Source organism: Micromonospora sp. NPDC047465 (assembly GCF_040643125.1).
Taxonomy (GTDB): domain Bacteria; phylum Actinomycetota; class Actinomycetes; order Mycobacteriales; family Micromonosporaceae; genus Micromonospora.
On the sequence record NZ_JBEYTP010000002.1, the window covers coordinates 197,935 to 221,311 of the forward strand.

At 74.0% G+C, this 23,377-nt stretch carries 24 protein-coding genes; 5 read left to right on the top strand and 19 right to left on the bottom strand.

Annotated features, from left to right (window positions below; all coding sequences use genetic code 11):
* Nucleotides 1–19 precede the first annotated feature (19 nt).
* Nucleotides 20–190: a hypothetical protein gene (locus ABZ793_RS03225; RefSeq protein ID WP_357451093.1), complete on the top strand. Its 171-nt coding sequence runs from the start codon at nt 20–22 to the stop codon at nt 188–190.
* Complete coding sequence (locus ABZ793_RS03230) at nt 187–3,339, top strand: AAA family ATPase (protein WP_357451096.1); 3,153 nt, start codon at nt 187–189, stop codon at nt 3,337–3,339. The genes ABZ793_RS03225 and ABZ793_RS03230 overlap by 4 nt, the downstream gene beginning before the upstream one ends.
* A 76-nt stretch (nt 3,340–3,415) precedes the next feature.
* On the opposite strand, the gene lipA is transcribed toward ABZ793_RS03230, so the two are convergent.
* Nucleotides 3,416–4,465: a lipoyl synthase gene (lipA, locus tag ABZ793_RS03235; protein ID WP_357451099.1), complete on the bottom strand. Its 1,050-nt coding sequence runs from the start codon at nt 4,463–4,465 to the stop codon at nt 3,416–3,418.
* Nucleotides 4,466–4,820: 355 nt separating this feature from the next.
* Here lipA and aspS point away from each other — a divergent pair, with 355 nt between their 5' ends.
* Nucleotides 4,821–6,107: an aspartate--tRNA(Asn) ligase gene (gene aspS, locus ABZ793_RS03240; protein ID WP_357451102.1), complete on the top strand. Its 1,287-nt coding sequence runs from the start codon at nt 4,821–4,823 to the stop codon at nt 6,105–6,107.
* A gap of 122 nt (nt 6,108–6,229) precedes the next feature.
* Here aspS and ABZ793_RS03245 read toward each other — a convergent pair whose 3' ends face one another.
* From ABZ793_RS03245 to ABZ793_RS03270, 6 genes are all read right to left on the bottom strand, one after another.
* Nucleotides 6,230–6,853, bottom strand: coding sequence for a TetR family transcriptional regulator (locus ABZ793_RS03245; RefSeq protein WP_357451105.1), 624 nt, complete (start codon nt 6,851–6,853; stop codon nt 6,230–6,232).
* Nucleotides 6,854–6,866: 13 nt separating this feature from the next.
* A complete protein-coding gene (locus ABZ793_RS03250; protein WP_357451108.1) occupies nt 6,867–7,541 on the bottom strand; it encodes a DUF4166 domain-containing protein in 675 nt (224 codons plus the stop codon).
* Nucleotides 7,538–8,248, bottom strand: coding sequence for an SRPBCC family protein (locus ABZ793_RS03255; protein ID WP_357451111.1), 711 nt, complete (start codon nt 8,246–8,248; stop codon nt 7,538–7,540). The genes ABZ793_RS03250 and ABZ793_RS03255 overlap by 4 nt, the downstream gene beginning before the upstream one ends.
* A gap of 516 nt (nt 8,249–8,764) precedes the next feature.
* Nucleotides 8,765–9,157 (bottom strand): VOC family protein, encoded by a 393-nt coding sequence (locus ABZ793_RS03260; protein WP_357451114.1) that lies wholly within the window; start codon nt 9,155–9,157, stop codon nt 8,765–8,767.
* Between the two features lie 8 nt (nt 9,158–9,165).
* Complete coding sequence (gene lipB, locus ABZ793_RS03265) at nt 9,166–9,807, bottom strand: lipoyl(octanoyl) transferase LipB (RefSeq protein ID WP_357451117.1); 642 nt, start codon at nt 9,805–9,807, stop codon at nt 9,166–9,168.
* 84 nt (nt 9,808–9,891) lie between these two features.
* On the bottom strand, nt 9,892–11,712 hold the full coding sequence (locus tag ABZ793_RS03270) for a DUF2079 domain-containing protein (RefSeq protein WP_357451120.1): 1,821 nt from the start codon (nt 11,710–11,712) through the stop codon (nt 9,892–9,894).
* A 162-nt stretch (nt 11,713–11,874) separates the two neighbouring features.
* Here ABZ793_RS03270 and ABZ793_RS03275 point away from each other — a divergent pair, with 162 nt between their 5' ends.
* Entirely contained in the window at nt 11,875–13,086 is a 1,212-nt protein-coding gene (locus ABZ793_RS03275; protein ID WP_357451487.1) for a PHB depolymerase family esterase, read from the top strand.
* Between the two features lie 62 nt (nt 13,087–13,148).
* Here ABZ793_RS03275 and ABZ793_RS03280 read toward each other — a convergent pair whose 3' ends face one another.
* The 6 genes from ABZ793_RS03280 to ABZ793_RS03305 form a co-directional block, all read right to left on the bottom strand.
* The gene (locus tag ABZ793_RS03280; RefSeq protein ID WP_357451123.1) at nt 13,149–14,048 is read right to left on the bottom strand and encodes a TIGR01777 family oxidoreductase; all 900 of its coding nucleotides are present in this window, start codon (nt 14,046–14,048) and stop codon (nt 13,149–13,151) included.
* 111 nt (nt 14,049–14,159) lie between these two features.
* Nucleotides 14,160–14,810 (bottom strand): hypothetical protein, encoded by a 651-nt coding sequence (locus ABZ793_RS03285; protein WP_357451126.1) that lies wholly within the window; start codon nt 14,808–14,810, stop codon nt 14,160–14,162.
* Nucleotides 14,807–16,213 carry an AAA family ATPase gene (locus ABZ793_RS03290; protein ID WP_357451129.1) on the bottom strand — a complete coding sequence of 469 codons (1,407 nt, stop codon included), beginning with the start codon at nt 16,211–16,213 and terminating at the stop codon, nt 14,807–14,809. The genes ABZ793_RS03285 and ABZ793_RS03290 overlap by 4 nt, the downstream gene beginning before the upstream one ends.
* A gap of 37 nt (nt 16,214–16,250) precedes the next feature.
* On the bottom strand, nt 16,251–16,550 hold the full coding sequence (locus ABZ793_RS03295; protein WP_357451132.1) for a hypothetical protein: 300 nt from the start codon (nt 16,548–16,550) through the stop codon (nt 16,251–16,253).
* A complete protein-coding gene (locus ABZ793_RS03300) occupies nt 16,547–16,813 on the bottom strand; it encodes a hypothetical protein (RefSeq protein WP_357451134.1) in 267 nt (88 codons plus the stop codon). The genes ABZ793_RS03295 and ABZ793_RS03300 overlap by 4 nt, the downstream gene beginning before the upstream one ends.
* 1 nt (nt 16,814) lies before the next feature.
* Nucleotides 16,815–17,108 carry a hypothetical protein gene (locus ABZ793_RS03305; RefSeq protein ID WP_357451137.1) on the bottom strand — a complete coding sequence of 98 codons (294 nt, stop codon included), beginning with the start codon at nt 17,106–17,108 and terminating at the stop codon, nt 16,815–16,817.
* A 318-nt stretch (nt 17,109–17,426) separates the two neighbouring features.
* Between ABZ793_RS03305 and ABZ793_RS03310 the strand changes: the two genes are divergently transcribed.
* Nucleotides 17,427–17,654, top strand: a complete 228-nt coding sequence (locus ABZ793_RS03310) for a winged helix-turn-helix domain-containing protein (protein WP_357451140.1) — start codon at nt 17,427–17,429, stop codon at nt 17,652–17,654.
* Nucleotides 17,655–17,686: 32 nt separating this feature from the next.
* Here ABZ793_RS03310 and ABZ793_RS03315 read toward each other — a convergent pair whose 3' ends face one another.
* The 6 genes from ABZ793_RS03315 to sucB all read right to left on the bottom strand — a co-directional run bounded on the left by ABZ793_RS03315 (nt 17,687) and on the right by sucB (nt 23,368).
* Nucleotides 17,687–18,610, bottom strand: coding sequence for a TIGR03621 family F420-dependent LLM class oxidoreductase (locus tag ABZ793_RS03315; protein WP_357451143.1), 924 nt, complete (start codon nt 18,608–18,610; stop codon nt 17,687–17,689).
* A gap of 55 nt (nt 18,611–18,665) precedes the next feature.
* On the bottom strand, nt 18,666–19,160 hold the full coding sequence (locus tag ABZ793_RS03320; RefSeq protein WP_357451146.1) for a hemerythrin domain-containing protein: 495 nt from the start codon (nt 19,158–19,160) through the stop codon (nt 18,666–18,668).
* Nucleotides 19,161–19,269: 109 nt separating this feature from the next.
* Entirely contained in the window at nt 19,270–19,686 is a 417-nt protein-coding gene (locus ABZ793_RS03325; RefSeq protein ID WP_357451149.1) for a type II toxin-antitoxin system VapC family toxin, read from the bottom strand.
* Nucleotides 19,676–19,945 carry a type II toxin-antitoxin system prevent-host-death family antitoxin gene (locus ABZ793_RS03330; RefSeq protein ID WP_357451152.1) on the bottom strand — a complete coding sequence of 90 codons (270 nt, stop codon included), beginning with the start codon at nt 19,943–19,945 and terminating at the stop codon, nt 19,676–19,678. The genes ABZ793_RS03325 and ABZ793_RS03330 overlap by 11 nt, the downstream gene beginning before the upstream one ends.
* 59 nt (nt 19,946–20,004) lie before the next feature.
* Nucleotides 20,005–21,336 (bottom strand): low temperature requirement protein A, encoded by a 1,332-nt coding sequence (locus tag ABZ793_RS03335; RefSeq protein WP_357451155.1) that lies wholly within the window; start codon nt 21,334–21,336, stop codon nt 20,005–20,007.
* 232 nt (nt 21,337–21,568) lie between these two features.
* Entirely contained in the window at nt 21,569–23,368 is a 1,800-nt protein-coding gene (gene sucB / locus ABZ793_RS03340) for a 2-oxoglutarate dehydrogenase, E2 component, dihydrolipoamide succinyltransferase (protein ID WP_357451157.1), read from the bottom strand.
* Nucleotides 23,369–23,377: the final 9 nt, after the last annotated feature.

Consider the following 23,377-nt stretch of genomic DNA (forward strand, 5'->3'; position numbering starts at 1 on the left):
CGACCTCAGGGAGCCCGAGATGTTCGGCACCGACGCGGACTTCATCCTCTCCATCCACCGTACGCACGCCGCCGAGCTGCGCGCCGAGGCCGCAGCCGACCGGCTCGCCCGCGCCCTGCCACGCCGCTCCACGCGCGGCTGGCTCGGCCGGCGGCAACATCCGGGCCGCGCCGGCGACGTCCGCCGGTGAGCGCCCCCGCGCCCCCGGCGGCCGCCACCGTGCCGCCGGGGGCTGCCACCGCCCCGTCGAGGGTCGCCGCCGTCCCGCAGGGGACCGCCACCGTCCCGGCGGCGGCCGGCGTCGCGCCGCGGCCCGCGCCGTCCGGCGGGCCCGCTCCGCCGCCCTCCGGGCAGCCCGCCCCGGCGACGGACGGGCCGTCGGTCGCCGGCCGGCCGGTCAGCGGAATCGAGGGCGGCGAGGGGCGTGGCATGCTCGGTGCCGTGACCGCACGCGCCGCCAGCACCGTCCTCGTGGGCCGACAGTCAGAACTCGCGGCCCTGCGCGACGCCCTCGCCCGGGCGCGCGCCGGCGAGCCGACCACCGTGCTGGTCGGCGGCGAGGCGGGAGTGGGCAAGACTCGGCTGGCGGAGGAGTTCGGCCGGTCGGCCACCGACGCCGGAGCCCGCCTGCTGGTCGGCCAGTGCCTCGAACTCGGCGAGGCCGGGCTGCCCTTCGCGCCGTTCGCGGCGGCGCTGCGCGCGGTGCTGCGCCGCGACGGCCCCGGCGTCTTCGACGGGTACGAGGCGGAGTTCGCCCGCCTCCTGCCGGAGCTGGCCCGGGGGCCGGTCGGTGTCGCCGCGCCCGCCCCGGCGCCGGTCTCGGACGCCCCGCGCGGCTACCTGTTCGACCTGGTCGCCGAGCTGTTCGAGCGGCTCGCCGCCGGGCAGCCCCTGGTGCTGGTGATCGAGGACCTGCACTGGGCCGACCGGTCCACCCGCGACCTCATCGCCTTCCTGGTGCGGGCCGCCCGCACCGCCCGGCTGCTGCTGGTCTGCACCTACCGCACCGACGAGCTGCACCGCGGGCACCCGCTGCGGCCCTTCCTCGCCGAGCTGGACCGGGCCCGCGGCGTCGAACGGATCGAGCTGGGCCGCCTCGACCGGGACGGCACCGGCGCGATCCTGGCCGACCTGCTCGGCGCCGAGCCGCTCGCCCGGGCGGTCGACCACATCCACGACCGCACCCAGGGCAACCCGTTCTTCATCGAGGAGCTGGCCGCAGCCGGCGGCCCGGTCGGCTGCGCCGCGCTGCCCGAGACGCTGCGCGACCTGCTGCTGGCCCGGGTGGACCGGCTGCCCGACCCGGCCCAGCGGGTGCTGCGCATCGCGGCGGCCGGCGGCACCCGCTTCGCCCACCAGCTCATCGCCGAGGTGGCCGGGCTGCCCGAGCACGAGTTGGAGGACGCGCTGCGCGCCGCCGTCGCCGCCCAGCTCGTCGTGGCCGACCCGGAGGGCGACTACGAGTTCCGGCACGCCCTGGTCCGCGAGGCGGTGCACGACGAGCTGCTGCCCGGTGAGCACGCCCGGCTGCACGCCCGCTTCGCGGCGGCCATCGAGGCGCAGCCGCACCTGGTCGTCGCCGGTCGCGCCCCGGCCGAGATCGCCCACCACTGGTACGCCGCCCACGACCACCCCCGCGCCCTGGTGACCGCCCGCACCGCCGCCCGCGCCGCCGCCGACCGGTACGCGTACGCGGAGCAGAGCCGGCTGCTGGAGCGGGTGCTGGAGCTCTGGGAGCTGGTGCCCGACGCGGCCGACCGGCTCGACATGGACCACCTCGCGGTGCTGGAGGAGACCATCGCGGCGGCCACCACCGCCGGCGACTACCAGCGCGCGCTCACCCTCACCCGGGCCGCCCTGGCCGAGGTGGACACCGACGCCGAGCCGCTGCGCGCCGCGCGGCTGCTGGACCGGCGCGGCCGGATGCTGGCCATGCTCGGCAAGAGCGACGGCACGACGGAGCTGCGGGAGGCGTACCGGCTGGCCTCGGGGGTGCCGGACGGGCCGGAGCGGGTCCGGCTCCTCGCCGACATCGCGGCGCACCTGATCAGGATCGACCCCGAGCAGGCCGGCGTGCTCGCGGCCGAGGCGACGGTGGCGGCCGAGGCGCTCGGCGAGGACCTGGAACTGCTGCCGGCCCGGATCGTGCTGCTCTGCCGCACCTCGGCCTCGGTCGACCTCGGCCTGGCCGAGCTGCGCCGGGTGGAGGAACGGGCCCGCGCGGCCGGGAACGCGCCGGCGCTGGTGAGCGCCCTGGTCCACCTCTCCGACGTGCTCTTCGAGCTGGGCCGGTACGCCGAGTCGGCCGCCGCGGCCGCCGCCGGGGTGACCGAGGCGCGGCGGGTCGGCATCAGCCGCTCCACCGGCGCCTACCTGCTGTCGAACCAGGCCGAGGCGCTGATCGCCCTGGGCCGCTGGGACGAGGCCGACGCTGCCTGCGCGGACGCCGCCCGGATCGACCTGCCGGGCGTCTCGGGGCTGCACTGGCTCCAGCTCCGCGCCGGTCTGCGGCTGGCCCGGGGCCACCCCGCCGCGGACGAGCTGGTGGGCCGCGCCCTCGGCTTCCTCGCCCGGCCCTACCTGTGGCCGAACCACCGGCTGCCGCTGCGGGAGCTGCGGATCGAGGCGGCGCTGGCGGCCGACGACCGCGCCGAGGCCGTACGCGCGGCCCACGCGGCGCTGGCCGACGAGCGCCTGCCGCAGCTGCCCCGCGAGGGCTGGCCGGTGCTCAGCGCCGTCGCCCGCACGGCCGCCCGGGCCGGCGACCCCGAGCTGGCCGCCGCGGTGTCCGCGTTCGCCGCCGGCCTGCCGGCCCGCTGCCCGGCCGAGCGGGCGCACGCCGCCCAGGTGGGCGCCCTCCTGGCTGCCGGCGACCAGGCGCTTGCGGCGTGGCGGGCGGCGGTCGCGGCGTGGCGGTCGGACGGGCAGCCGTACCCGCTCGGACGCGCGCTGCTGGCGCTCGCCGAAGCGGCGGCCGCGGCGGGGGAGCGGGACGAGGTGGCGGCGGCGGTCGGCGAGGCCGCCGCGATCGCCGACCGGCTCGGCGCGGCGCCGCTCGCGGAGCAGGCCGCCACGCTGGCCCGCCGGGTCGGCCTGCGCGGGGCCACCCGGGGCCGCCCCGGCGCGGACCTGCTCACCCTGCGCGAGCGGGAGGTGCTGCGCCTGGTCGCGGAGGGGCACAGCAACAGCCGGATCGCCGAGCAGCTCTTCATCTCGCCGAAGACGGCCAGCGTGCACGTCTCCCGGATCATCGCCAAGCTCGACGTGAGCAACCGCGTGGAGGCCGCCGCGCTGGCCCACCGCCTCGGCCTGCTCGGCGAGCCCACCGCCCCCCGCTGACCCTCGATCGAGGGTCGCCCGAGGGGCGGAGGCTCGTCGCGACGTGCGGCGGTGCCGGCGCGCCGGCCGGGGTGGGTCAGCCCGCGGTGACCTGGGTGCCCTCGCGGGCCTCCAGCGCCTGCCGGTAGAGCCGGCCGGCCCGGTACGACGAGCGCACCAGCGGCCCGCTCATCACGCCCGCGAAGCCGATCTCCTCGGCCTCCTCGCGCAGCTCGACGAACTCCTCCGGCTTCACCCAGCGGGTGACCGGGTGGTGCCGCGGGGTGGGGCGCAGGTACTGCGTGATGGTGATCAGCTCGCAGCCGGCGTCGTGCAGGTCACGCAGCGCCTGGGAGACCTCGGCGCGTTCCTCGCCCATGCCCAGGATCAGGTTGGACTTGGTGACCAGCCCGTCGGCGCGGGCCTGCCGGATCACGTCCAGCGAGCGCTCGTAGCGGAACGCCGGCCGGATCCGCTTGAAGATCCGCGGCACGGTCTCCACGTTGTGCGCGAGCACCTCCGGCCGGGCGCCGAAGACCTCGGCGAGCTGCTCGGGGACCGCGTTGAAGTCGGGGATCAGCAGCTCCACGCCGCAGCCGGGCTGGAGGGCGTGGATCTGCCGGACGGTCTCGGCGTAGAGCCAGGCGCCGCCGTCGGGCAGGTCGTCCCGGGCCACGCCGGTGATGGTCGCGTAGCGCAGGCCCATCGAGACCACCGACTCGGCCACCCGGCGCGGCTCGTCGGCGTCGAACTCGGCCGGCTTGCCGGTGTCGATCTGGCAGAAGTCGCAGCGCCGGGTGCACTGGTCGCCACCGATGAGAAAGGTGGCCTCCCGGTCCTCCCAGCACTCGTAGATGTTGGGGCAGCCGGCCTCCTGGCAGACGGTGTGCAACCCCTCGCGCGAGACGAGCCCGCGCAGCTGGGTGTACTCCGGCCCCATCTTGGCCTTGACCTTGATCCACGGCGGTTTGCGCTCGATCGGCGTCTCGGCGTTGCGCGCCTCGATGCGGAGCAGACGCCGCCCCTCGGGGGCGGGCGTCGCGGGGCGCGCTACCTGGCCGGTCGTCGGCGCGGAGTGCTCGATCGTCACAAAACCGAGCCTACGCCCGACGGCCGCCGTCGATGTACCGCGGGCGACCGGCGTCACGCCGGAAGCCTTGTGACGCCGGACACCGGAGGCGGGAAAATCGCGTCACAGCAGGCGTCGGCGGGGTGCTACGGTTCCCGGCAGAGCTGTGACGGAGCCGAGTAGCGGCCCGATCCGCCAGCCGAGAGAGCCGCCGGTTGCTGTGAGGCGGTCTGGCGCCGGACCGCGAAGACCCTCCCGAGCTGCGGGAAGAACGGCGTGTGCGCGCCAAGTAGAGCCCGCCCGGCTGGCCCCGGTGAAAAGGCGACGAACGAGGCCCCCGTCAGCGGGGGCGAAGGTGTGGTGGCACCGCGAGGTTCCCGCTCGCCCACACCTCCCGGGGATCGCGTTGCGATTGATCGAGGAGGTAACCGCCGTGCAACGCATCCTTTCCCACCAGCTCTCCGCCCATGTCGGCGCAACCGTCCGGATCGCCGGCTGGGTGCACCGCCGCCGGCTGCTCAAGTCGGTGGCGTTCCTGATCGTCCGGGACGCGGCCGGCCTCGCCCAGGTGGTGGTCGCCGACCCGGCCGTCCGCGCGGACCTGGAAAAACTGACCGAGGAGACCGTCGTCGAGGTCACCGGCACGGTGGTCGCGAACCCGACCGCTCCCGCCGGGGTCGAGGTCGCCGAGCCGACCGTACGACCGCTCGGCCCGCCCGCCGTGCCGCCGCCGTTCGACCTCTACCGGCCGGCGCTGACCGCGAGCCTGCCCACCCAGCTCGACCACGCGCCCGTGGCGCTGCGCCACCCGACCCGTTCGGCGGCGCTGCGCGTCTCGGCGGCGGCGGTGGCCGGATTCCGCGCCGCGCTCGACGCCCGCGACTTCGTGGAGATCCACACGCCGAAGGTGGTCGGCTCGTCCACCGAGAGCGGGGCGAACGTGTTCGCGCTGGACTGGTTCGGCCGGCCCGCGTACCTGGCCCAGTCGCCGCAGTTCTACAAGCAGCTCATGGTCGGCGTCTTCGAGCGGGTCTACGAGGTCGGGCCGGTGTTCCGGGCGGAGCCGCACGACACGGTGCGGCACCTGGCGCAGTACACCTCGCTCGACGCCGAACTCGGCTTCGTCACCGACCACCGGGACGTGATGGCCGTGCTGCGGCACACCGTGGCCGGCATGCTCGACGCGGTACGCGGGCGGGCCGGCGCCGCGCTCGCCACGCTCGGCGTCGAGGCCCCCGAGGTGCCGGCGGAGATCCCCGCCGTGCACTTCACCGAGGCCCTGGAGATCGCCGGCGCGCCGGCCGACGAGCCGGACCTCGCCCCCGCGCACGAGCGGGCGCTGGGGGAGTGGGCGCGGCGGGAGCACGGCTCCGAGTTCCTCTTCGTCACCGGCTACCCGATGGCGAAGCGGCCCTTCTACACCCATCCCGACCCGGCACGGCCCACGTACTCCAACGGGTTCGACCTGCTGTTCCGGGGGCTGGAGCTGGTGACGGGCGGGCAGCGGCTGCACCGGCACGCCGACTACCTGGCGGCGCTCGCGGCCCGCGGCGAGCCCGTCGAGCCGTACGCCGGCTATGTCGACGCCTTCCGGCACGGGATGCCGCCGCACGGCGGTTTCGCCATCGGGCTGGAGCGCTTCGTGGCCCGGCTGACCGGCGCGGCCAACGTCCGGGAGGTGACCGCCTTCCCGCGCGACCTGCACCGGCTCACCCCGTAGGCCGTTCTCGGTCGCTGTGGAGCCGGTGTCGGTCACGACCCTGCTCCACAGCGACCCGGCCCGGTTGCCGTCCTCGGCCGTGTCGGAGGCCGGCCGCGGCGTCCTCAGCCCCGGACCGGACGTCAGCCGCGGGCGCGCAGCCGGCCGCGCAGCGCCCGGCGGGCCATCGGGCCCAGATCCTCGACGACCTCCATCAGCACCGCGAGGCGTTCCAGCGCGTCGAAGGCGTCCCGCGCGCCGGTCGGGTCGACTCCCTCGAAGAGTTCCAAGCCGACGAACGCGGCCGAGACCGCGCTCGCCAGCCCTGCCGGGTCGGCGACCGGGGCGACCGGCGAGTCGCGCAGCACCCGGCGCAGCACCGTCTCGATCTCGGCCGTCCACATCCGGAGCGCGCCGGCCGTCGACTCGGCGAGCCGCTGGTCGGTCTGGGCGCCGGCGAGCAGCTGGGCCAGGACCGCCACGTTGCCCTCGGCACGCTCCTGCTCGTGCAGGGCGCGACCCAGGTCGAGCAGTTCGCGCAGCGACCGTACCTCCGCGAAGCGTTCCCGGTATGCCGCGACGCGGGCCGCCGTCGCGCTGCGGCAGGCCTCGGCGAGCAGGGCGTCGACGCTGCCGAAGTGATAGAAGACCAGGGCCTGGTTCACTCCGGCCGCCGCGGCGACGGTGCGAGCCGAAGCGCCGGCGATGCCGTGGGTGCGGATCGCCGCGAGCGTGCCGTCGATCAACTTTTGGCGGGTGGCGGCCATGGCTGTCCTTTCGTCAGTCGCGGGGATTCTCCCGCAGCGGCCGCACCGCCGCCGGCACCGGTGCCCGGTCGGAACGGACGTACTGGACGGTGAAGCTGCCCGAGTATCCGAACAGCGGCCCGACGAGAGGGTTGCTCACCCGCACCTCGATGCCGAAGCGCCCGTGGCGGTCGTCGTACCACTCCCGTAGGTGCGCCTGCCCGGTCAGGGCCGCCGGGCAGGGCACTCCGCCGCGGAAGCGCTGGGCGCCGCTGCGGATGGTCAGCGCGCCGGTCGCGTCGACGCCCAGGTGCAGGTCGACCGCGAGGTGCTGGTGCGTGCCGAGGTAGTCGACCAGGACCTGGCGCTGCGGGCTGTAGACCATGGTGGCGTCGAAGCGGCGGCGACAGTGCGTCGACACCTGGAAGGTCCGCACGAACGTCAGCGTGGGTCGGCGGTACGAGTCGGCGTAGGCGTAGTTCTCGATGGTGAACGGAATGCCGACGCCGGTCTCCGGGAACAGGATGTGCCGCAGGGTGCCCAGCCGCAGGAACGGCGCGATGAAGGCGGGCCCCCGCCAGACGCGGTCCATGATGCCGGTGCCCACGCAGCCCAGGTCGGTGTCGCCGTCGACGCCGAAGCGGCGCTGCAACTGCGGGTGCAGTCGGCCGAAGTTGGCGCCCAGGGCGCGCTGGAAGACGGAGGTCACAGCTTCTCCAGGACGGACGGTGGACGGGCGGCGAGACGGTCCGGCGGCCGGCGCCGACAGCGGCGGGCAGCCGGGGTATGGGGACGGGGAGGCAGCGCCAGCACGACCACCGACGCGGCGAGCACCGCACCGGCCGCGGTCGCGGACCCGTCGGTGACCGACGCGACCAGCGCGCCGACGCCGGTCACCGCGAGCACCCGCAGGGCCAGCTCCCGCCCGGCGTCGCGCTGTGCGCGCTCCGGGGGCACGCCGTGCTCCAGCCACAGCCGCAGCCGGTCGAACGACCACGCGGTCGCCCAGCCGAACAGCGGGCGGAACACGAGATCGGCAAGCCGGCCCAGCGGTCCCCAGCGGGTGGCGTACGTGTAGCCGGTCAGGAAGCGCACCCCGCCAGGGACTGGCACGTATCGCCAGTAGCCGGAGCCCGACGCGATCAGCGAACGCGGGTCGTCGGAGCCGAAGCGCAGGGCCGAGGTGCACGTGCCGTCCGGTCGTGTCCGCTCACCGGCGTGTACGCCGTGGCCGCCGATCCGCACCCCGGGCAACACCGTGGTGGAGTAGCGGAACCGGGCGGGCGTGGTGCCCGGCACCGGGTCGATCCGGCTGAAGCGGACATCCCACCGGCGGTGCACCGTGGGGTCCTGCGTCGCAGACCACACCCGTTCGACCGGTGCGGCGATCAGCGCCTCGACATAGACAGCCCGCACCGGAGCCTCCCCATTTTTGAGCGGTCGCTCAAGGGGACGATACCTCCACTTGAGCGACCGCTCAAGTGCTTGGAGTCGGGCTCGCCGAACCGCGGCCGGGTCCCGGGGTGTGAAGGAGCGGGGCCTCGGACGAGACCCGGACGGCGTGAGCCGTAGCCGGGCAGCGGGGTGTGGGAGGAGGGTGGTGGGCGAGCGGTTCCGGACGACGCTGCGCGACCTGCTACACCTCGGCGAGGCACACGGCGCCCACCGGGTCGCGTTGCGGGCCGGCGTCAGCGTCCTCGTGCCGCTGCTCGCGGTGCTGGCGGCCGGCCACCCGGACTGGTCCCTGTACGCCGCGTTCCGCGCGTTCACCTCGCTCTACGGGCGCAACCACGTGCACCTCTCGTCTTCGGGTTCGGTGCCGCGGCGTCGGTGCCGCACGCGGTCTCCGACGTGCCGACCGCGACGGCCGTGGCCGGGGGTCAGCAGCCTGTTCGCGCTGCTCGTCGGCGCTGTCGGCAGCGTCCTGCGCGGTCAGGCCGGGCCGAGGAGGTCCCAGAGGTTGCCGGCGATGTCGCGGAAGACCGCCACCCGGCCGTACGGCTCGGTGCGCGGCGGTCGCACGAACTCGACGCGCGCCTCGACCATCCGGCGGTAGGTGGCGTCGAAGTCGTCGACCTGGAGGAAGAAACCGACCCGGCCGGCGACCTGGTCGCCGACGGCCTGCGCCTGCCGCTCGCCGTCGGCGCGGGCCAGCAGCAGCCCGGTCTGCGCGCCGGGCGGTCGGACGACGACCCAGCGCTTCGGGCGGCCGTCGTTGGTCAGCGACGGCGAGTCCTCGACCAGGTCGAAGCCGAGCACCTCGGTGAAGAAGTCGATGGCCGGGTCGTACTCGGCGACGACGACGGTGACGAGATCGATCCGCACGGGCGGGGTCAGACCGCGACGAGGGCCGGCAGGCGGCGCTCGACCACCGGCAGCACGTCGGCCACGGTGACCGGGCGGCCCAGCTCGGCGGTGAGCGAGGTGACGCCGGCGTCGCGGATGCCGCAGGGCACGATCCGGTCGAAGTGGCCCAGGTCGCAGTCGCAGTTGATCGAGAAGCCGTGCAGGGTGACCCCGCGGGCGACCCGGATGCCGATGGCGGCCACCTTGCGGGCCGGGCCCCGGTCGTCCTCCGGCACCCAGACCCCGCTGCGCCCGTCGACCCGGCCGGCGGCCAGCCCGAACTCGGCGCAGACGTCGATCAGCAGCTGCTCGGTGCGGCGCACGTAGGCGACCACGTCCACCGGGTCGGGCAGCCGCACGATCGGGTAGCCCACGAGCTGCCCCGGGCCGTGCCAGGTGATCTTGCCGCCCCGGTCGACGTCGACCACCGGCGTGCCGTCCATGGGCCGGTCCCACGGCTCGGTGCGCTTGCCGGCGGTGTAGACGCTCGGGTGCTCCAGCAGCAGCACCGTGTCGCCCCGCTCGCCGGCCACCACCGATTCGTGCAGCCGGCGCTGCTCGTCCCAGGCGGCCTGGTAGTCGAGGAGACCGGCGCGGACGGCCGTGAGGCCGGAAGTCGTCGTGCTCACGCGCCAAGCCTAGACCCGTACCGGCCGGTCACCTGCGGTGACGCGGCTCACCACGGCACCACCGGCACCACGGCACCACGGCGCTCATCCCTGCGGGACCCGCCACAGCCAGACGTCGTCCACCCGCTCGGGCGGGCCGAGCAACGCGGTCACGGTGCGGCGGACCGCCTCCTCGTCGACCGGCCACTTCGCCCCGTGCACCTCGTCGGCCAGCACCACCGTCTCGATCCGCCAGTGCCGCAGGTCGGCGCGGGCCTCCCGGATGCTGCCCTCCGTGATGATCGGCACCAGCCCGCTCCGACCGGCCTCGTCGACCATTGCGCTGAACGGGCGCGGCGGCGGGCCGATCCGGCCGCGGCCGTCCGGGCCGCCCGGACCGAGGAAGAAGCCGGAGGGGATGGCGAACTCGCCCTGCCGGTGCGACAGCGCGTACGCCTGCCAGCGCTGCCCGTCGGGATAGACGTCGAGGGTCAGCGGCACGGGGGTCAGCACCCCGCCGGGGGAGACGTACTCGCGCCAGGTGCCGGCGGTGATGAAGCGCGGGATCGGCTCGCGTTCGATGGTCAGCAGCGGGGTCGGCAGCAGCGGCACCAGCGCCACCGCGAACCCGGCCCACCAGGCCAGCCGCGCCGGGCGGCGCCGGGGCGGCTCGGCCCGCAGCCGGTCGACGGTGTACGCGAGCAGCACCCCGATCACCGGCGCCACCACCAGCGCCAGCCGGGCGGGCAGGGCGGCGTTCATCACCGGCAGGTGCCCGAGCAGGTCGAACGGCATCGGCAGGTCGGCGCGGTGCCCGTCGACCTTGGCCTCGGGGCCGAAGGAGAGCACCGTGAAGACCACGGCGGTCACGCCCAGCGCCCAGAGCGTCGCCCGCCGGCCCGCGTCGGCCCGGCGCCACAGCGCCACGAAGCAGGCGACGACGAGCAGCAGCAGCGGGATCCCGAAGAACGAGTTCTCCTCGGTCGGGTTCGGCGCCAGCCGGGTGCCCAGCCCCACCTCGCCGGCCAGCGAGCGGCGCGGGTACGCCCCGAACGCGACGACGTCCTCGGAGTGGATGACCGCGTCGAAGCCGGTGCCGTGGAAGCGCTGCGGGCCGGCGAAGTGCAGCCAGAGCGGGTACGCCAGCAGCACCCCGGCGACCACGGCGGTCACCCCGAGCCCACGCAGGAAGGTCGGCAGCACCGCCCGGGCCTCGGCGCGGTGGGCCGGGTGCAGCGCCCAGACGGCCACGAAGACGCCGAGCGCCAGCGCGGTGAAGAAGAGCCCCTCGGCGGCGATGGAGAAGGCGACGGCGACGAGCGCGCCGAGGATCGCGCCGTCGCGCAGCGGGCGCCGGGAGCGGCGCAGGGCGAACGTCCGCCACACCAGCAGCGGCACCAACCAGCCGGCGGTCCAGTTCAGGTGGGCGTTGGCGTGCGACACCATGCCGGGGGAGAAGCCGATGAACAACCCGCCGACCGCGGCGGCGAGGGGGCTGCGGGCCAGGTGCCGGGAGAACAGCCAGTACCAGGCGAGCGCGGTGGCGGCCAGGTTGAGGGTGAGGATCACCAGGAACGTGGCCGGCGGCCCGATCAGGTACGTCAGGGGGGCGAAGACCACCGCGTACACGGTGATCGAGGTGTTGACCGCGAGGTTCACCCCGTCCGGGACGTTGACCAGGTGGGTGAAGAGCGGGTCGTCGCCGTGGGTCACCGCGTGGCCGCCGAAGGCCAGCAACCACTCGAAGAGCGCCTGGTCGCTGGAGTTGACCGTGATGGCGCGGACGTTCGGGTCCCGCCACAGCCCGCTGGTCACCCAGACGGCGAGCGCCAGCGCGACCAGCGCCACGATCAGGTCGGCCCGACGGTCGCGGACGACACGGGGCGGCGAGGCCGGCGAGGGCGCCAGGGACGGGGAGGTCGGCACGCAGCGGACGTTACCAACCGGACCTGGACAGGCCGGTCAGGACGCACATCCTCCCGACAGCGAATGTGTGACCGTGGCCCATGTCACACCGTCGACACATCGACGTAACCTCGCGGCAATTCGCGGGTGACCCAGTTCACAACCCGTCCCCAGGAGGCCCCCGTGCGCCGCTCCTCGTCCCTGCTCACCCGGCTGACCGGTGCGGTCGCCGGGCTGGTCCTCGCCGCCACCGCGGTCGTGACCCTCGCCGCCCCCGCCCATGCCGCCACCCTCACCCAGGTCACCGGCTTCGGCTCCAACCCCGGCAACCTCGCCATGTACGCGTACCGGCCGGACAACCTGCCGGCCGGAGCGCCGGCGGTCGTGCTGCTGCACGGCTGCACCCAGGACGCCTCCGGCTACTTCGCCAACTCCGGCTGGCGCAAGTACGCCGACCAGTGGAGGTTCGCCCTGATCGTGCCGCAGCAGTCCAGCGCCAACCAGCAGCTGAGCTGCTTCAACTGGTTCGTGGAGCAGGACATCACGCGGGGCTCCGGCGAGGCGCTGTCGATCAAGCAGATGGTCGACTACGCCAGGAACAACTACGGCACCGACCCGGGCCGGGTCTTCGTCAGCGGGCTCTCCGCCGGCGGGGGGATGAGCGCGGTCATGCTCGCCACCTACCCGGACGTCTTCTCCGCCGGCTCCGTCATCGCGGGCCTGCCGTACCGCTGCTCGCCGCCCGCCACCACCAACGCCTGCCAGTTCCAGGGCGTGAACAAGACCCCGCAGGAGTGGGGCAACCTGGTCCGGGCCGCCCACCCCGGGCACACCGGCCCGCGCCCCCGGGTCGCCATCTGGCACGGCACCTCGGACTTCACCGTCGTGCCGGCCAACGCCACCGAGCTGCGCGACCAGTGGACCAACGTCCGGGGCGTCTCGCAGACCCCGACCAGCACCGCGTCGCTGCCCGCCAACACCAGCCTCGAGGTGTACGGCAACAACGACGTGCGGGTCTACCGGATCTCCGGCATGGGCCACGGCACCCCGGTCGACCCCGGCTCGGCCGCCGACCAGTGCGGCACCACTGCCCCGTACATCCTGGACACCATCTGCTCCGCGTACCACGACGCGGTCTTCTTCGGCCTGGACGGCGGGACCCAGCCCAGCCCGACGGCGACGGCGAGCCCCACGGCCTCCCCGACGGCGAGCCCGACCACCGCGCCGACCTGCGTGACCGCCAGCAACTACGCGCACGTCGGCGCCGGCCGCGCCTACCAGTCCGGCGGCTACGCCTACGCCAACGGCTCGAACCAGCGGATGGGCCTCTACAACACCTTCTACACCAGCACCCTCAAGCAGACCGGCCCCAACCACTGGGTCGTCGGCTGCTGACCCGCCGCGCCGACCGTGGCCGGACGCCCGCCGGGCGTCCGGCCCGCGTCGCGGCCTGGAACCTAGTCGCGCAGCGCGGCGCGCAGCGCGCCGGCCAGATCGGGGTGGCGGAACGCGAATCCGGCCTCGGTGAGCACGCCGGGCAGGACCCGGGTGCTGGTCAGCGCCTCGTGGGCGAAGCCGCCGAGCGCCACCTTCAGCGCCAGCGCCGGGATCGGGATGATCGCCGGCCGGCGCAGTTGCCGGGCCAACTCGCGGGTGAAGTCGGCGTTGGTCACCGGGGCCGGCCCGACCACGTTGACCGGCCCGGCGACGTCGTCGCGGGCCAGCAGGAACACCGCGGCGTCCAGCCAGTCGACCAGCGAGATCCACGGCAGCCACTGTCGGCCGCTGCCGAGCCGCCCGGCGATCCCCAGCTTGAACGGCAACAGCTGCGGCTTCAGCAGCCCGCCGTCGCGGTGCAGCGGCAGCCCGGTGCGCAGCCGCACCACGCGTACGCCCGCGTCCTCGGCCGGGCGCGTCGCGGCCTCCCAGACCCGGCAGACGTCGGCCAGGAAGCCCTCGCCGGCCGGGGCGTCCTCCTCGACCGTCCGGTCGCCGGTGTTGCCGTACCAGCCGACCGCCGAGGAGTTGAGCAGCACCCTCGGCCGGTCGCCGTCGGGCAGCCCGGCGATGGTGATCGCCAGGGCGGTGGTCGTGTCGACCCGGCTCGACCGGATCACCTGCCGGTACCCGTCGTTCCACCGCCGGTCGCCGACGCCCGCGCCGGCCAGGTTGACCACCGCGTCCGCCTCCGCCACCGTCGCCGGGTCGAGCTGCGCGGCGGACGGGTCCCACTGCCGTTCGTCGGGGGCGCGCGGCGGCCGACGGACCAGTCGGGTGACCTGGTGCCCGTCCGCCGTGAGCCGGTCGACCAGCCGGGTGCCGAGGAAGCCGGACGCGCCGGCCATGAGGATCCGCATGCCCATATCTTCGGGTACGGACGCCGAGCCGGACGTGTAGAGCCGGTCACCGTCCGGGGCTGCGGGCCAGCAGCCAGCCGAGCGCGCCCCGGGCGAGCGTACGGCCGTCGGTCAGCTGCCGACCGAGCGCCACCGCTTGACCACGGCGTCGACGTCGGCCACCAGGCGACGCCAGCTGTCCAGGTGGGTGATCGCGCCGGCCGGGTCCAGACGTTCGAACAACTGGCGGCGATGCTGGTTGAACCGCTTCGCCACCACGTCCCGACGCCGGCCGGTCACCTCCGCAGCCGCGAGGAGGCAGTCGCGGAGGACTTCCTTGGGGTCGGCGATCGACTCCACCTGGTGCGGCTTCGGCAGGCCCAGCCGCACGCGTCCACGTGGATTGCCTGCGACCTGGCGAATCGCGGCCTCGTCGAGAAGAAGCCAGGCCTCGGTCATCCGTACCGGGATGACGGGCACGAGCTCTGCGGGACCGGCCAGCGGCTGCGCTGCGGACTCGATCTCCTGCTGTCGAGCGTGCCGTCCCGCGTTGTCCGCGTCGCGGTGCACCACGATCAGGTCGACCGGACCGCCGGCGAGGGCCAGCCCCGCTCGCACCCGCGATCCCACGTCCTTGGCGACCCTGGGGAGCCGGGAGAAGTCCGGCCTGCTCAGGCTCACCGACACCCCGTGGCACAGGAACAGCAACTCGATGTGCTCCGCCAGTGGCTCGTCCGAGGTGCCCTCGGCCACGAACAAACCGGAGTAGGAGTGGTCTGTCATGGCATCAGGTCCGAGGGAAGGCGGAGGCGGGCTTCCGGCGGCTCGGCGAGATAGGCGACGATGTCCGCCTCGGAGAAGGTGGGACTCCCGAAGGCGGCTCGCCACGACTTCCGGTAGGGCAGAAGGGACAGTGCCCGCGTCGTCCCCCCACCGGGAGCCGGTCGTGGCTTCACGCTGGCCAACAGCAGATCGGCGGGGTCGCAGAGCTGCACCACCCCAGGGGAGTGGGTGTTGATGATGACCTGTCGGAAGGGGTTGTTGTCGCCGGGCGGCTCGGTGGGATCGACAGCGAGGTCCCGTACGAGCTGGACCACGCCGGGCAGGTTCGCGGGATGGATCCCGTTCTCCGGCTCCTCCATGCACACGAGGCCACCGAACTCCGCGTCTTCGAGCAGCACGCACAGCGCCAGGAACCGCAGCGTTCCCTCGGACAACGCCCGGGCCGGAAGTCGGAGGCCGCCGCGCTCCTGGAGGAACAGGGTGAAGGTCTGACGCGCCTCGTCGAACTCGACGTCCAACGCCTCGACGGCGACGCCGCCAAGGTCAGAGAGCCGGCCCGCCACCGTGGCGTAGACCCGCTCAGGATCGCCGGACCAGTCCGGCGCGTGCGCCACCCGGTAGAGCGTGCTGGGCAGGTGCCGGCCGTCCGGGTCGAGTGACTCGGGGCCGGTCTCGTCGTCCGGCGTACGAAGCGCGGACGGTTCCAGCGCCAAACGGCGCCAACGCCGCATCTCGTTCCGCGCGGCGAGGACCGTCGGGTTGTCGGCTGTGACGGTCGTGCTCAACACCGTTCGCGCGGCCCGCCCGGCCGGCCGGGACTTCTCCACCCGGTTGTCGTCGGCGTGGACGTTGATCAGAGCGTCCTGCACACCGTTGCGATCGGTGGACAGGAAGACCCGGTCTCCACCGTGATCCCGGATGACCGAACCGAGAAAGGCCGGGCTCGCGGGGAACGCGATCCGACCCGACGGGTCCTCGATCTGTCGCAGGTCTTCGCGGAGCAGGTGAAGCCGCCCACTGCCGTGCTCACCGCGCGTCGGTCCGTAGCCGAGGGTCACCTCGTAACGCAGGTACGTGGCCGCAGGCCGGGCTCGTTCGCCGAGTTCATCCTCGACCTCGGCCGGCACGATCATCTCCGCCGCGAGCGTGAGTCGATGTCCCGTTCGACGGTAGCCGTCCCAGAAGAGGTCACGGGGGTCACCGCCCCTCGCGCCGGCTGTCCCGCGTACCCGTTGCGCGGCTCCGGTCAGTGAGTGGGTCGCCAGGTAGGAGAGGAACTCGATCGCGTCGAAGACGTTCGACTTTCCCATTCCGTTCGTGCCAGCAATGCAGGTGAAAGGTCCGAAGTCGACACTCACGTCGAGGAGGTTCTTGAACCCCTGCACCTCCAGCCGCGTCAGCATGGAAAGAGCTTAGCCATGCGGGGGTCAGCCACCTACGTCACAACGTGGCCGGGCGCGGCGGCGCTCCGGGACGGGTGGTCGGACGACCGCCGGGCAGGGCCCAGCCGAGGAAGCGGTTGAAGAGTTGGATCGGATCGGGGCCGTCGTGCGGGTGGAGCGTGTGCAGGTGACCGGCCGCGTCGTGCAGCAGGCCGCCGAGGTGGATCAGTAGCGCGATCCGGTCGTGGGCGTACTCCCGCAGCAGGGTGAGTCGCGCGGGGCCGCAGGGCCACGGCGCGCCGCATCCCCGGCAGAGCCAGAGCGGGCGCAGCGGCAGGTGCGGTCCGGCGGTCGTCACCAGCGACCGCCGTTGGCTCGCCAGGTCTGCGCGGGCGTCAACCGGCCCACCCGCCCGACCTGAGGGTTCGCCCGGGTCGCCTCGTCCCACCACCGCGTGTTGCGCGGCGGGGTGGGCGGCTCGGTCGGCACGGGCAGGTGCCGGTCGGGGCACGCGCGCCAGCGCAGGCCGCACGAGCACCAGCGCCGCCAGCCTCGCCAGATGCGCCGGTGGCGCGGTGCGAGCGGGACGGGCTTCGCGGCGCGCCGCCGGCTCGCCGTCATGTCAGCGCTCCCGATCGGGTACGCGGACCAGCCAGTCGCCTCGCGCCACCAACTCGTCGACGGCCTGGTCGGTGAGCCCTCGGGAGCGCAGAATCCGTCGTCCCCAGCGGTGCAGTCGACAGGGGTACGGGGTGCGGTCGCTGCGGCACACCGGCCCCGCGGGCCATGACTCGGGGGCGTGCACCAGCACCGCCCGGATGGCGAGTTTGAGGTCTTCGGCAGTCACGTACCAGGGCACCGGCAGCTCGCCGAGCGCACTCTCCACCGCGTCTACCGGCTGGCCGGTCACGGGCATGTCGTCTCCTTCAGGGTGGGTCGCGGTGCCGAGGCGGGCGGGGGCAGCCGTTGCGCGGTCGGCTGGAGCCCGGCACCCGCCCCGGGCCTGCGGGCGGGCCCGCCACCGCGCGGCGGGCAGGGCGTGGCACCCGGCCGACCTCGGGGGATTGGGCCGGCCGGGCGCGTTTCACGGGACGACCAGCTCCGGTTTGCAGACCAGGGAGCCAGCCGTCGTCAGCCTGGCATAAGCGCTTATATAAAGCAAGGCATGAGTGGGCATTGGTTGCGATCACAAGTTGATGCGTGATCAAATGGCGGTGCAGACCAGGGAGACCAGATGCCCGCCAAGCCCAAGTGGGCGCAGCTTGCCGACCATATCCGTCAGCAGATCGCGTCCGGCGAACTCGTTCCGGGAGACAAACTCCCATCCACCGCCCAGCTCTGTCAGGAGCACAGAGTCTCCACCATCGTTGTCCGGCAAGCCATCTTCGCTCTCCGGACCGAGGGGCTCGTCGAAGGTGTGCAGGGCGTAGGCGTGTTCGTCGCCGAGCCGCCGACGACCTGACCTCGCCTCACCCGTACACGAGAGTCGGTGGCTCAGCTGGCGGCGGCCAGGCGGGCCAGTACCGGCGTGAGCGGGTCGAGGGCGTCGGCGCGGACGACGAACCGGGTGACGCCCCAGCGGCGCCGGTGCGCGGCGACCGCCGCGACGATCTCGTCCTCGGTGCCCGCCAGCACGAACGGCGTGGCCAGCAGCTCGGCGGCGGTCAGGCCGGTCTGCTCGGCGAACTGGGCGGTGGCGGCCTCGGCGTCGTCGGTGACGGCGACCAGCTGCACGAGCGCCTCCAGTGCCGGCGGCTCGGCCCGTCCGGCCGCCCCGGCCGCGACGCAGGCCAGCTGTGCCTCGATGTCCGCCTCGCGCCAGCGAACCTCGTGCATGTAGCCGTCGGGCAGGGTGCGCCCCAGGCCGGCCAGCCCGACCACGTCGGCGTGCGCGCCGGCCCAGCGCAGCATCGTGGAGTTCGCCGTGCCGAGGGTGAGCGGGACACGCCGCTGCACCGGTCGCGGCGTCTCCAGCCGCGCGGCCCGCACGACCAGGTCGGGGGAGTCGACGGTGACCTCCTCGCCGTCGAGCAGGGCGCGGACGGCCTCGGCGACGGCCAGGCAGCGGCGCACCCGACCGGCGACGTCGGGGCGCTCCCGCCCGACCGCGTGCCACTCGGCCGGGGTGTGGCCGGCGCCGAGGCCGAGCCGGGCCCGACCGCCGGAGAGCAGGTCGAGGGTGGCCACGTCCGAGGCGAGCAGCATGGGCTCCCGGATCCCGGCGTTGGAGACGTACGAGCCCAGCTTGATCGTCGACGTCACCGCCGCCGCGGCGGCCAGGGCGACGAACGGCGACGTCGTCTTACCGGGGTGGTCGGCGGTGGACAGGGTCTCGAAACCGGCCGCCTCGGCCCGCCGGGCCAGGTCCAGCCAGCCCGGGCCGTCGGACGGGGTCGCCTGGAGGGAGAAGATCGCCATACGCCCACCCTGCCGGCCCCGGGGCCGGCAGGCCAACCCGACGCCGACAATTCTGCTACCGGCAGACCTGCTCGGGGTCGGGCGGCGGGACGGGTACCCCGAGGAGCCCCTCGGTGGTGCCGTCGGTCAGCGCGTTGAGCGCGTCGACCAGCTTCTTCTCCTCGTAGACGAAGTGCGATTCGAGCAGCGCGGCGAGCGTGTCCAGCTCGGCCCGCACCTCGGCCGGCGGCGCGGCGGCGTCGGCCAGCTCCTCGACCCGGCGCAGGATCCCGGCCACCACGTGGTGGTCGGCCTCCAGCTCGCGCAGCACCGGGGCCAGCTCGGGGACGCGGTCGGCCAGCACCCGGAACGCCCCGGCGTCCTCGCCGGTGTGGTGCCGGGTCAGCGCCGCGCAGAAGGCCAGGCAGTGGGTCCGCAGGTCCCGGGGTCGTACGCCGGGCTCGCCCAGCCCGTCGCGGATGCGGGTGAGCTCCTCGCGGAGCCAGAGGTGGATCTCGATCAGTTGGTTGCCGAAGGCCCGCAGGCGCTCGTCCGGCGTGGATGGATGCACGTGTGTCCCATGCTGTCCCGCGCCTCCATGCCCTCGGCGGTCTCCTTGCCGGGTGCACCGCAACGCTGCGGCCAGCCTACGACAGTGAGGGCGGGTGCGACGAAACCGTTCAGGGACGCCGGACGGGCATGATTCTGACCAACTCCTCCAGCCCCACGAAGTCGCTCGGGTTGGTGGTGTAGAGCGACAGGCCGTTCGCGTACGCGATGGAAGCGATCATCAGGTCCGCCAGCCGACGGCGGGTGGTGCGCCCGGTCGCCAGCACCGCACTGGTGATCATGCCGAAGGCCCGCGCCGCCTCGGCGTCGAAGGGTAACGGCTCGAACATGGCCTCGGCGTGTTGCAGAACGCTGGTCCGTCGGGCCCGCTCGGCGCGGTCGTCGGTGTGGTGCGGGCCTGCGGACAGTTCCGCGAGTGTCACTGCACTGATGACCATCTCGTCCGGCAGTTCCCCGGGACCCAGGGCGCTGAGGTGGATCACGATGTTCGTGTCGATCAGGCCACGAACCGGCGGCTCACCACTCACGGCTGAACGGGTCCTGCTCCACCGACGAGTCGATGTCTGCGCGGAAGGCCTCGGCGTCGAGCACCGGGGCCGTGGCGAAGGCGGCGAGCACCTCGGCCCGCGGCACGAAGGTGCGCCGGCGCAGCGGGATGAGCTTTCCGATCGGCGTGCCGTTTCGTGTGATGACGAAGGATTCGCCACGCTCGACGTTACGCATGATCGCGCCCGATTCGTTGCGCAGCTCTCGTTGCGTGATCTCCCGATGAGCGTGCTCTGCCACGGAGCAATTCTAGGTCGGTGTGCTACGAAGTGCTACGACCGGCAGGATTCCTTGCGGTGTCAGGTCGACGGCTCCTCGGGGGCGCGCTCGCGCCAGCGGGCGCGCCAGGCGGCCTCGTACGCCTCGTGGCTGGTCTTCTCCTCGAAGACCCGCTCGCGCAGCGCGCGGCGTTCGTTCGCCTTGACCACCACCTCCACCCCCACCAGCCCGACGCAGATGGCGGTGAGCAGGGCGAGGGTGGCCAGCCCCGGCAGCACCAGGCCCACCGGGATGGCGGCGGCGAGCAGCAGCACCGCGGCGACCCTGGTCCAGTAGACGGTACGCAGGGTGCGCGCCTGGAACAGCATGTTCGAGGCGAGATAGCAGATCACCCCGCCGAACAGCAGCGGGACGCCCGGGCCGTGCGTCGGCTCGGTGAATGGCACCTCGGGGTCGGTGATGTCGCCTACGACCTCCTCCGCGCCGAGGGCGAACAGGATGATCCCGGCGATCATCGGCAGGTGGAGGTAGGCGTACGCGTCCCGGGCCATCGCCACCCGGGCCCGGCCCTCGGCCGTGTGCAGGGCGATCCGGGCGGCCGGGCCGACCACATCGTAGTGCGTCCACCAGAGGGCGGCGGTGAAGAATATGCCGAGCACCGCCGCCGCCACCGCGGGCCAGGTGGGGGGCTGACCGACCAGGTTGCTGCCGACGCCGACCGAGATGACCGACTCGCCTAGCGCGATGATCAGGATGAGGTCGTACCGCTCGGTCCAGTGCTCGGCGGAGGTCACCGTCCAGCCCCAGGCGCCGGCCACCAGGCCCATGCCGTACTGGAGCAGGACGACGCTGATCCAGAGCCCGTCCCGCACCAGTGCGGCCCGGCCCGGGTCGTCGATCTGCGGCGGGATCAGCGCGGCGGCCGTGAGCAGCAGGGTGCTGACCGTCAGCTCGGGGGAGTACTTCAGCAGCAGCCGGCGCTCGCCGGGCCTCTCCCGCGCGATGTGCCAGTACAGCAACAGGTGTACGCCGCGGATCACCACGTAGCTCAACGCGACCACCATCGGCCCGGCGGCCACGTCCTCCGGGTCGCCGAACGCCTGCGGCAGGGACAGCGCGAAGCAGAACAGCGCGGCCATGCCGACGACCATCAGCACCGGCACGAAGCCCTCGCCCAGCCGGACCCGGGTCGCCACCACGCAGTGCACCACCCAGCACCACCAGAGCACGGCGAGCACCAGCAGGGCGTGCAGCAGCTGGCGGCCGGAGATGTTGGCGGCGGTCGTCCGGGTGATGATGAAGAACGAGAAGACGAAGACCAGGTCGAAGAAGACCTCGAACCGGTCGACCCGGGCGCCGGGCGCGATCGAGACGGCAGGCCCCAACCGCTCGTGCCACCGGAAGCCGCCCACCAACCCACTCTCGCAGCGCCCCGACCGTGCCGCGCCGGAATCGGGCCACGGCCGGCCCTGGGATCGGCAGGGCGGGCGGCGCGTCGGCAGGGCGGCTCTCGGATCGGCGGGCGGGCGGCGCGTCGGGCGCGGGTGGGGCTGGCGGGGCGGCGGCGTGCAGGTCCGAGCCAGGTCGACAACGACGAGGGCGCCCCGGTCCGTGACCGGGGCGCCCTCTGTGCGTCGTGCGGGACTACAGACCCAGCTCGGCCTCGAAGCTGCCGGCCTCCAGCCGCTCCTTGACCGCGACCAGGAAGCGGGCGGCGTCCGCGCCGTCGATCAGCCGGTGGTCGTACGACAGGGCCAGGTAGACCATCGACCGGACGGCGACCACCTCGCCCAGCTCCGGGTCGTTGACCACGACCGGGCGCTTGACCACGGCACCCGTGCCGAGCATCGCCGACTGCGGCGACGGCACGATCGGGGTGTCGAACAGCGCGCCCCGGCTGCCGGTGTTGGTCAGCGTGAAGGTCGCGCCCGCGATCTCGTCCGGGCTGATCTTGTTGGTGCGGGTGCGCTCGGCCAGGTCGGCGATCCGCTTGGCGATGCCGCCCAGGTTCAGGTCGCCGGCGCCGTGGATGACCGGGACCATCAGGCCGCGCTCCGTGTCCACCGCGATGCCGAGGTGCTCGGCGTCGGGGTAGGTGATCGTGCCCGCCTCCAGGTCCATGCTGGCGTTGACGATCGGGTAGGTCTGCAACGCCTCCACGGCCGCCAGGGCGAAGAACGGCAGGAACGACAGCTTCACGCCGTGCCGCTGCTGGAACGCGTCCTTGGCGCGGGCCCGCAGCTTGGCGATCCTGGTGACGTCCACCTCGACCACGGTGGTGAGCTGCGCCATCTCGTGCAGCGACTGCTGCATCCGCTTGGCGATGGTGGCGCGGATCCGGGGCAGCTTCTCGGTGGTGCCGCGCTTCGCGCTCGGCTGCGGCCTGGCGGCCGGCTTGGCCGGGGCCGCCGCGGCGGCGGGCTGCGGGGCCGGGGCCGGGGCCGGCGCGGCCTTGGCCGCCTTGGCCTTCTCCGCCGCGTCCAGCACGTCCTGCTTGCGGATCCGACCGCCGACGCCGGTGCCGTTGACCGAGGCCAGGTCGACGCCGTGCTCGCTGGCGAGCTTGCGCACCAGCGGGGTCACGTAGCCGGCCGCCTCCTCGCCGCCCTGGACGGGCGCGGACGGGCGCTGCGGGGCCGGGGCCGCCGGCACCGCCTTCTGCTCGGCCTGCGCCGGACGCGCCGAGATCTCGGCCTCCGCCGCCGGCTCGTTGTACGACAGGCCCGGGGTCGGCTCCTCGACCTTGGGCTCCGGCTTGGGCTCCGGCTTGGCCTCGGCCTTGGGCTCCGGCTTCGGCTCGGGCTTGGCCTCCGCCGGGGCCGCGCCGGCGGCACCGATCACGGCCAGGTCCGCGCCGACCGCGGCGGTCTCGTCCTCGGCGACCTTGATCTCCAGGACGGTGCCGGCGACCGGCGACGGGATCTCGGTGTCGACCTTGTCGGTGGAGACCTCCAGCAGCGGCTCGTCCACCTCGACGGTCTCGCCGACCTGCTTGAGCCAGCGGGTGACCGTACCCTCGGTGACGCTCTCGCCGAGGGCCGGCATCTTGACCGGGGTGCCCTCGCCCGACGGCGCCGGGGCGGCCTGCGCCCGCGGCTCCTCGACGGCCGGCTGCTCCGCCTCGGCCTGCGGCTCCGCGGCGGCCTCGGCGGCCTCCTCGGCCGGCTCCTCCTGCTGCGGGGCGGCCTCGCCACCGGCGGCCTCGCCCTCACCGGCGATCACGGCCAGCTCGCTGCCGACCTCGGCGGTCTCGTCCTCGCCGACCACGATCCGGCTCAGCACGCCCGCCGCCGGGGACGGGATCTCGGTGTCGACCTTGTCGGTCGACACCTCGAGCAGGGGCTCGTCGACCTCGACGGTGTCGCCCTCCTGCTTGAGCCAGCGCGTGACGGTGCCCTCGGTGACGCTCTCGCCGAGCCGGGGCATGGTGACCGATACCGGCATCTTCTAAGA

Bases quoted from the DNA above. Each gene is read 5' to 3' on its own strand.
- ABZ793_RS03225 (WP_357451093.1), top strand. From the start codon at position 20: ATGTTCGGCACCGACGCGGACTTCATCCTCTCCATCCACCGTACGCAC.
- ABZ793_RS03245 (WP_357451105.1), bottom strand. From the start codon at position 6,853: ATGGCCGCCACCCGCCAAAAGTTGATCGACGGCACGCTCGCGGCGATC.
- ABZ793_RS03280 (WP_357451123.1), bottom strand. From the start codon at position 14,048: ATGCGGATCCTCATGGCCGGCGCGTCCGGCTTCCTCGGCACCCGGCTG.
- ABZ793_RS03285 (WP_357451126.1), bottom strand. From the start codon at position 14,810: ATGACAGACCACTCCTACTCCGGTTTGTTCGTGGCCGAGGGCACCTCG.
- ABZ793_RS03290 (WP_357451129.1), bottom strand. From the start codon at position 16,213: ATGCTGACGCGGCTGGAGGTGCAGGGGTTCAAGAACCTCCTCGACGTG.
- ABZ793_RS03300 (WP_357451134.1), bottom strand. From the start codon at position 16,813: ATGACGGCGAGCCGGCGGCGCGCCGCGAAGCCCGTCCCGCTCGCACCG.
- ABZ793_RS03305 (WP_357451137.1), bottom strand. From the start codon at position 17,108: ATGCCCGTGACCGGCCAGCCGGTAGACGCGGTGGAGAGTGCGCTCGGC.
- ABZ793_RS03310 (WP_357451140.1), top strand. From the start codon at position 17,427: ATGCCCGCCAAGCCCAAGTGGGCGCAGCTTGCCGACCATATCCGTCAG.
- ABZ793_RS03315 (WP_357451143.1), bottom strand. From the start codon at position 18,610: ATGGCGATCTTCTCCCTCCAGGCGACCCCGTCCGACGGCCCGGGCTGG.
- sucB (WP_357451157.1), bottom strand. From the start codon at position 23,368: ATGCCGGTATCGGTCACCATGCCCCGGCTCGGCGAGAGCGTCACCGAG.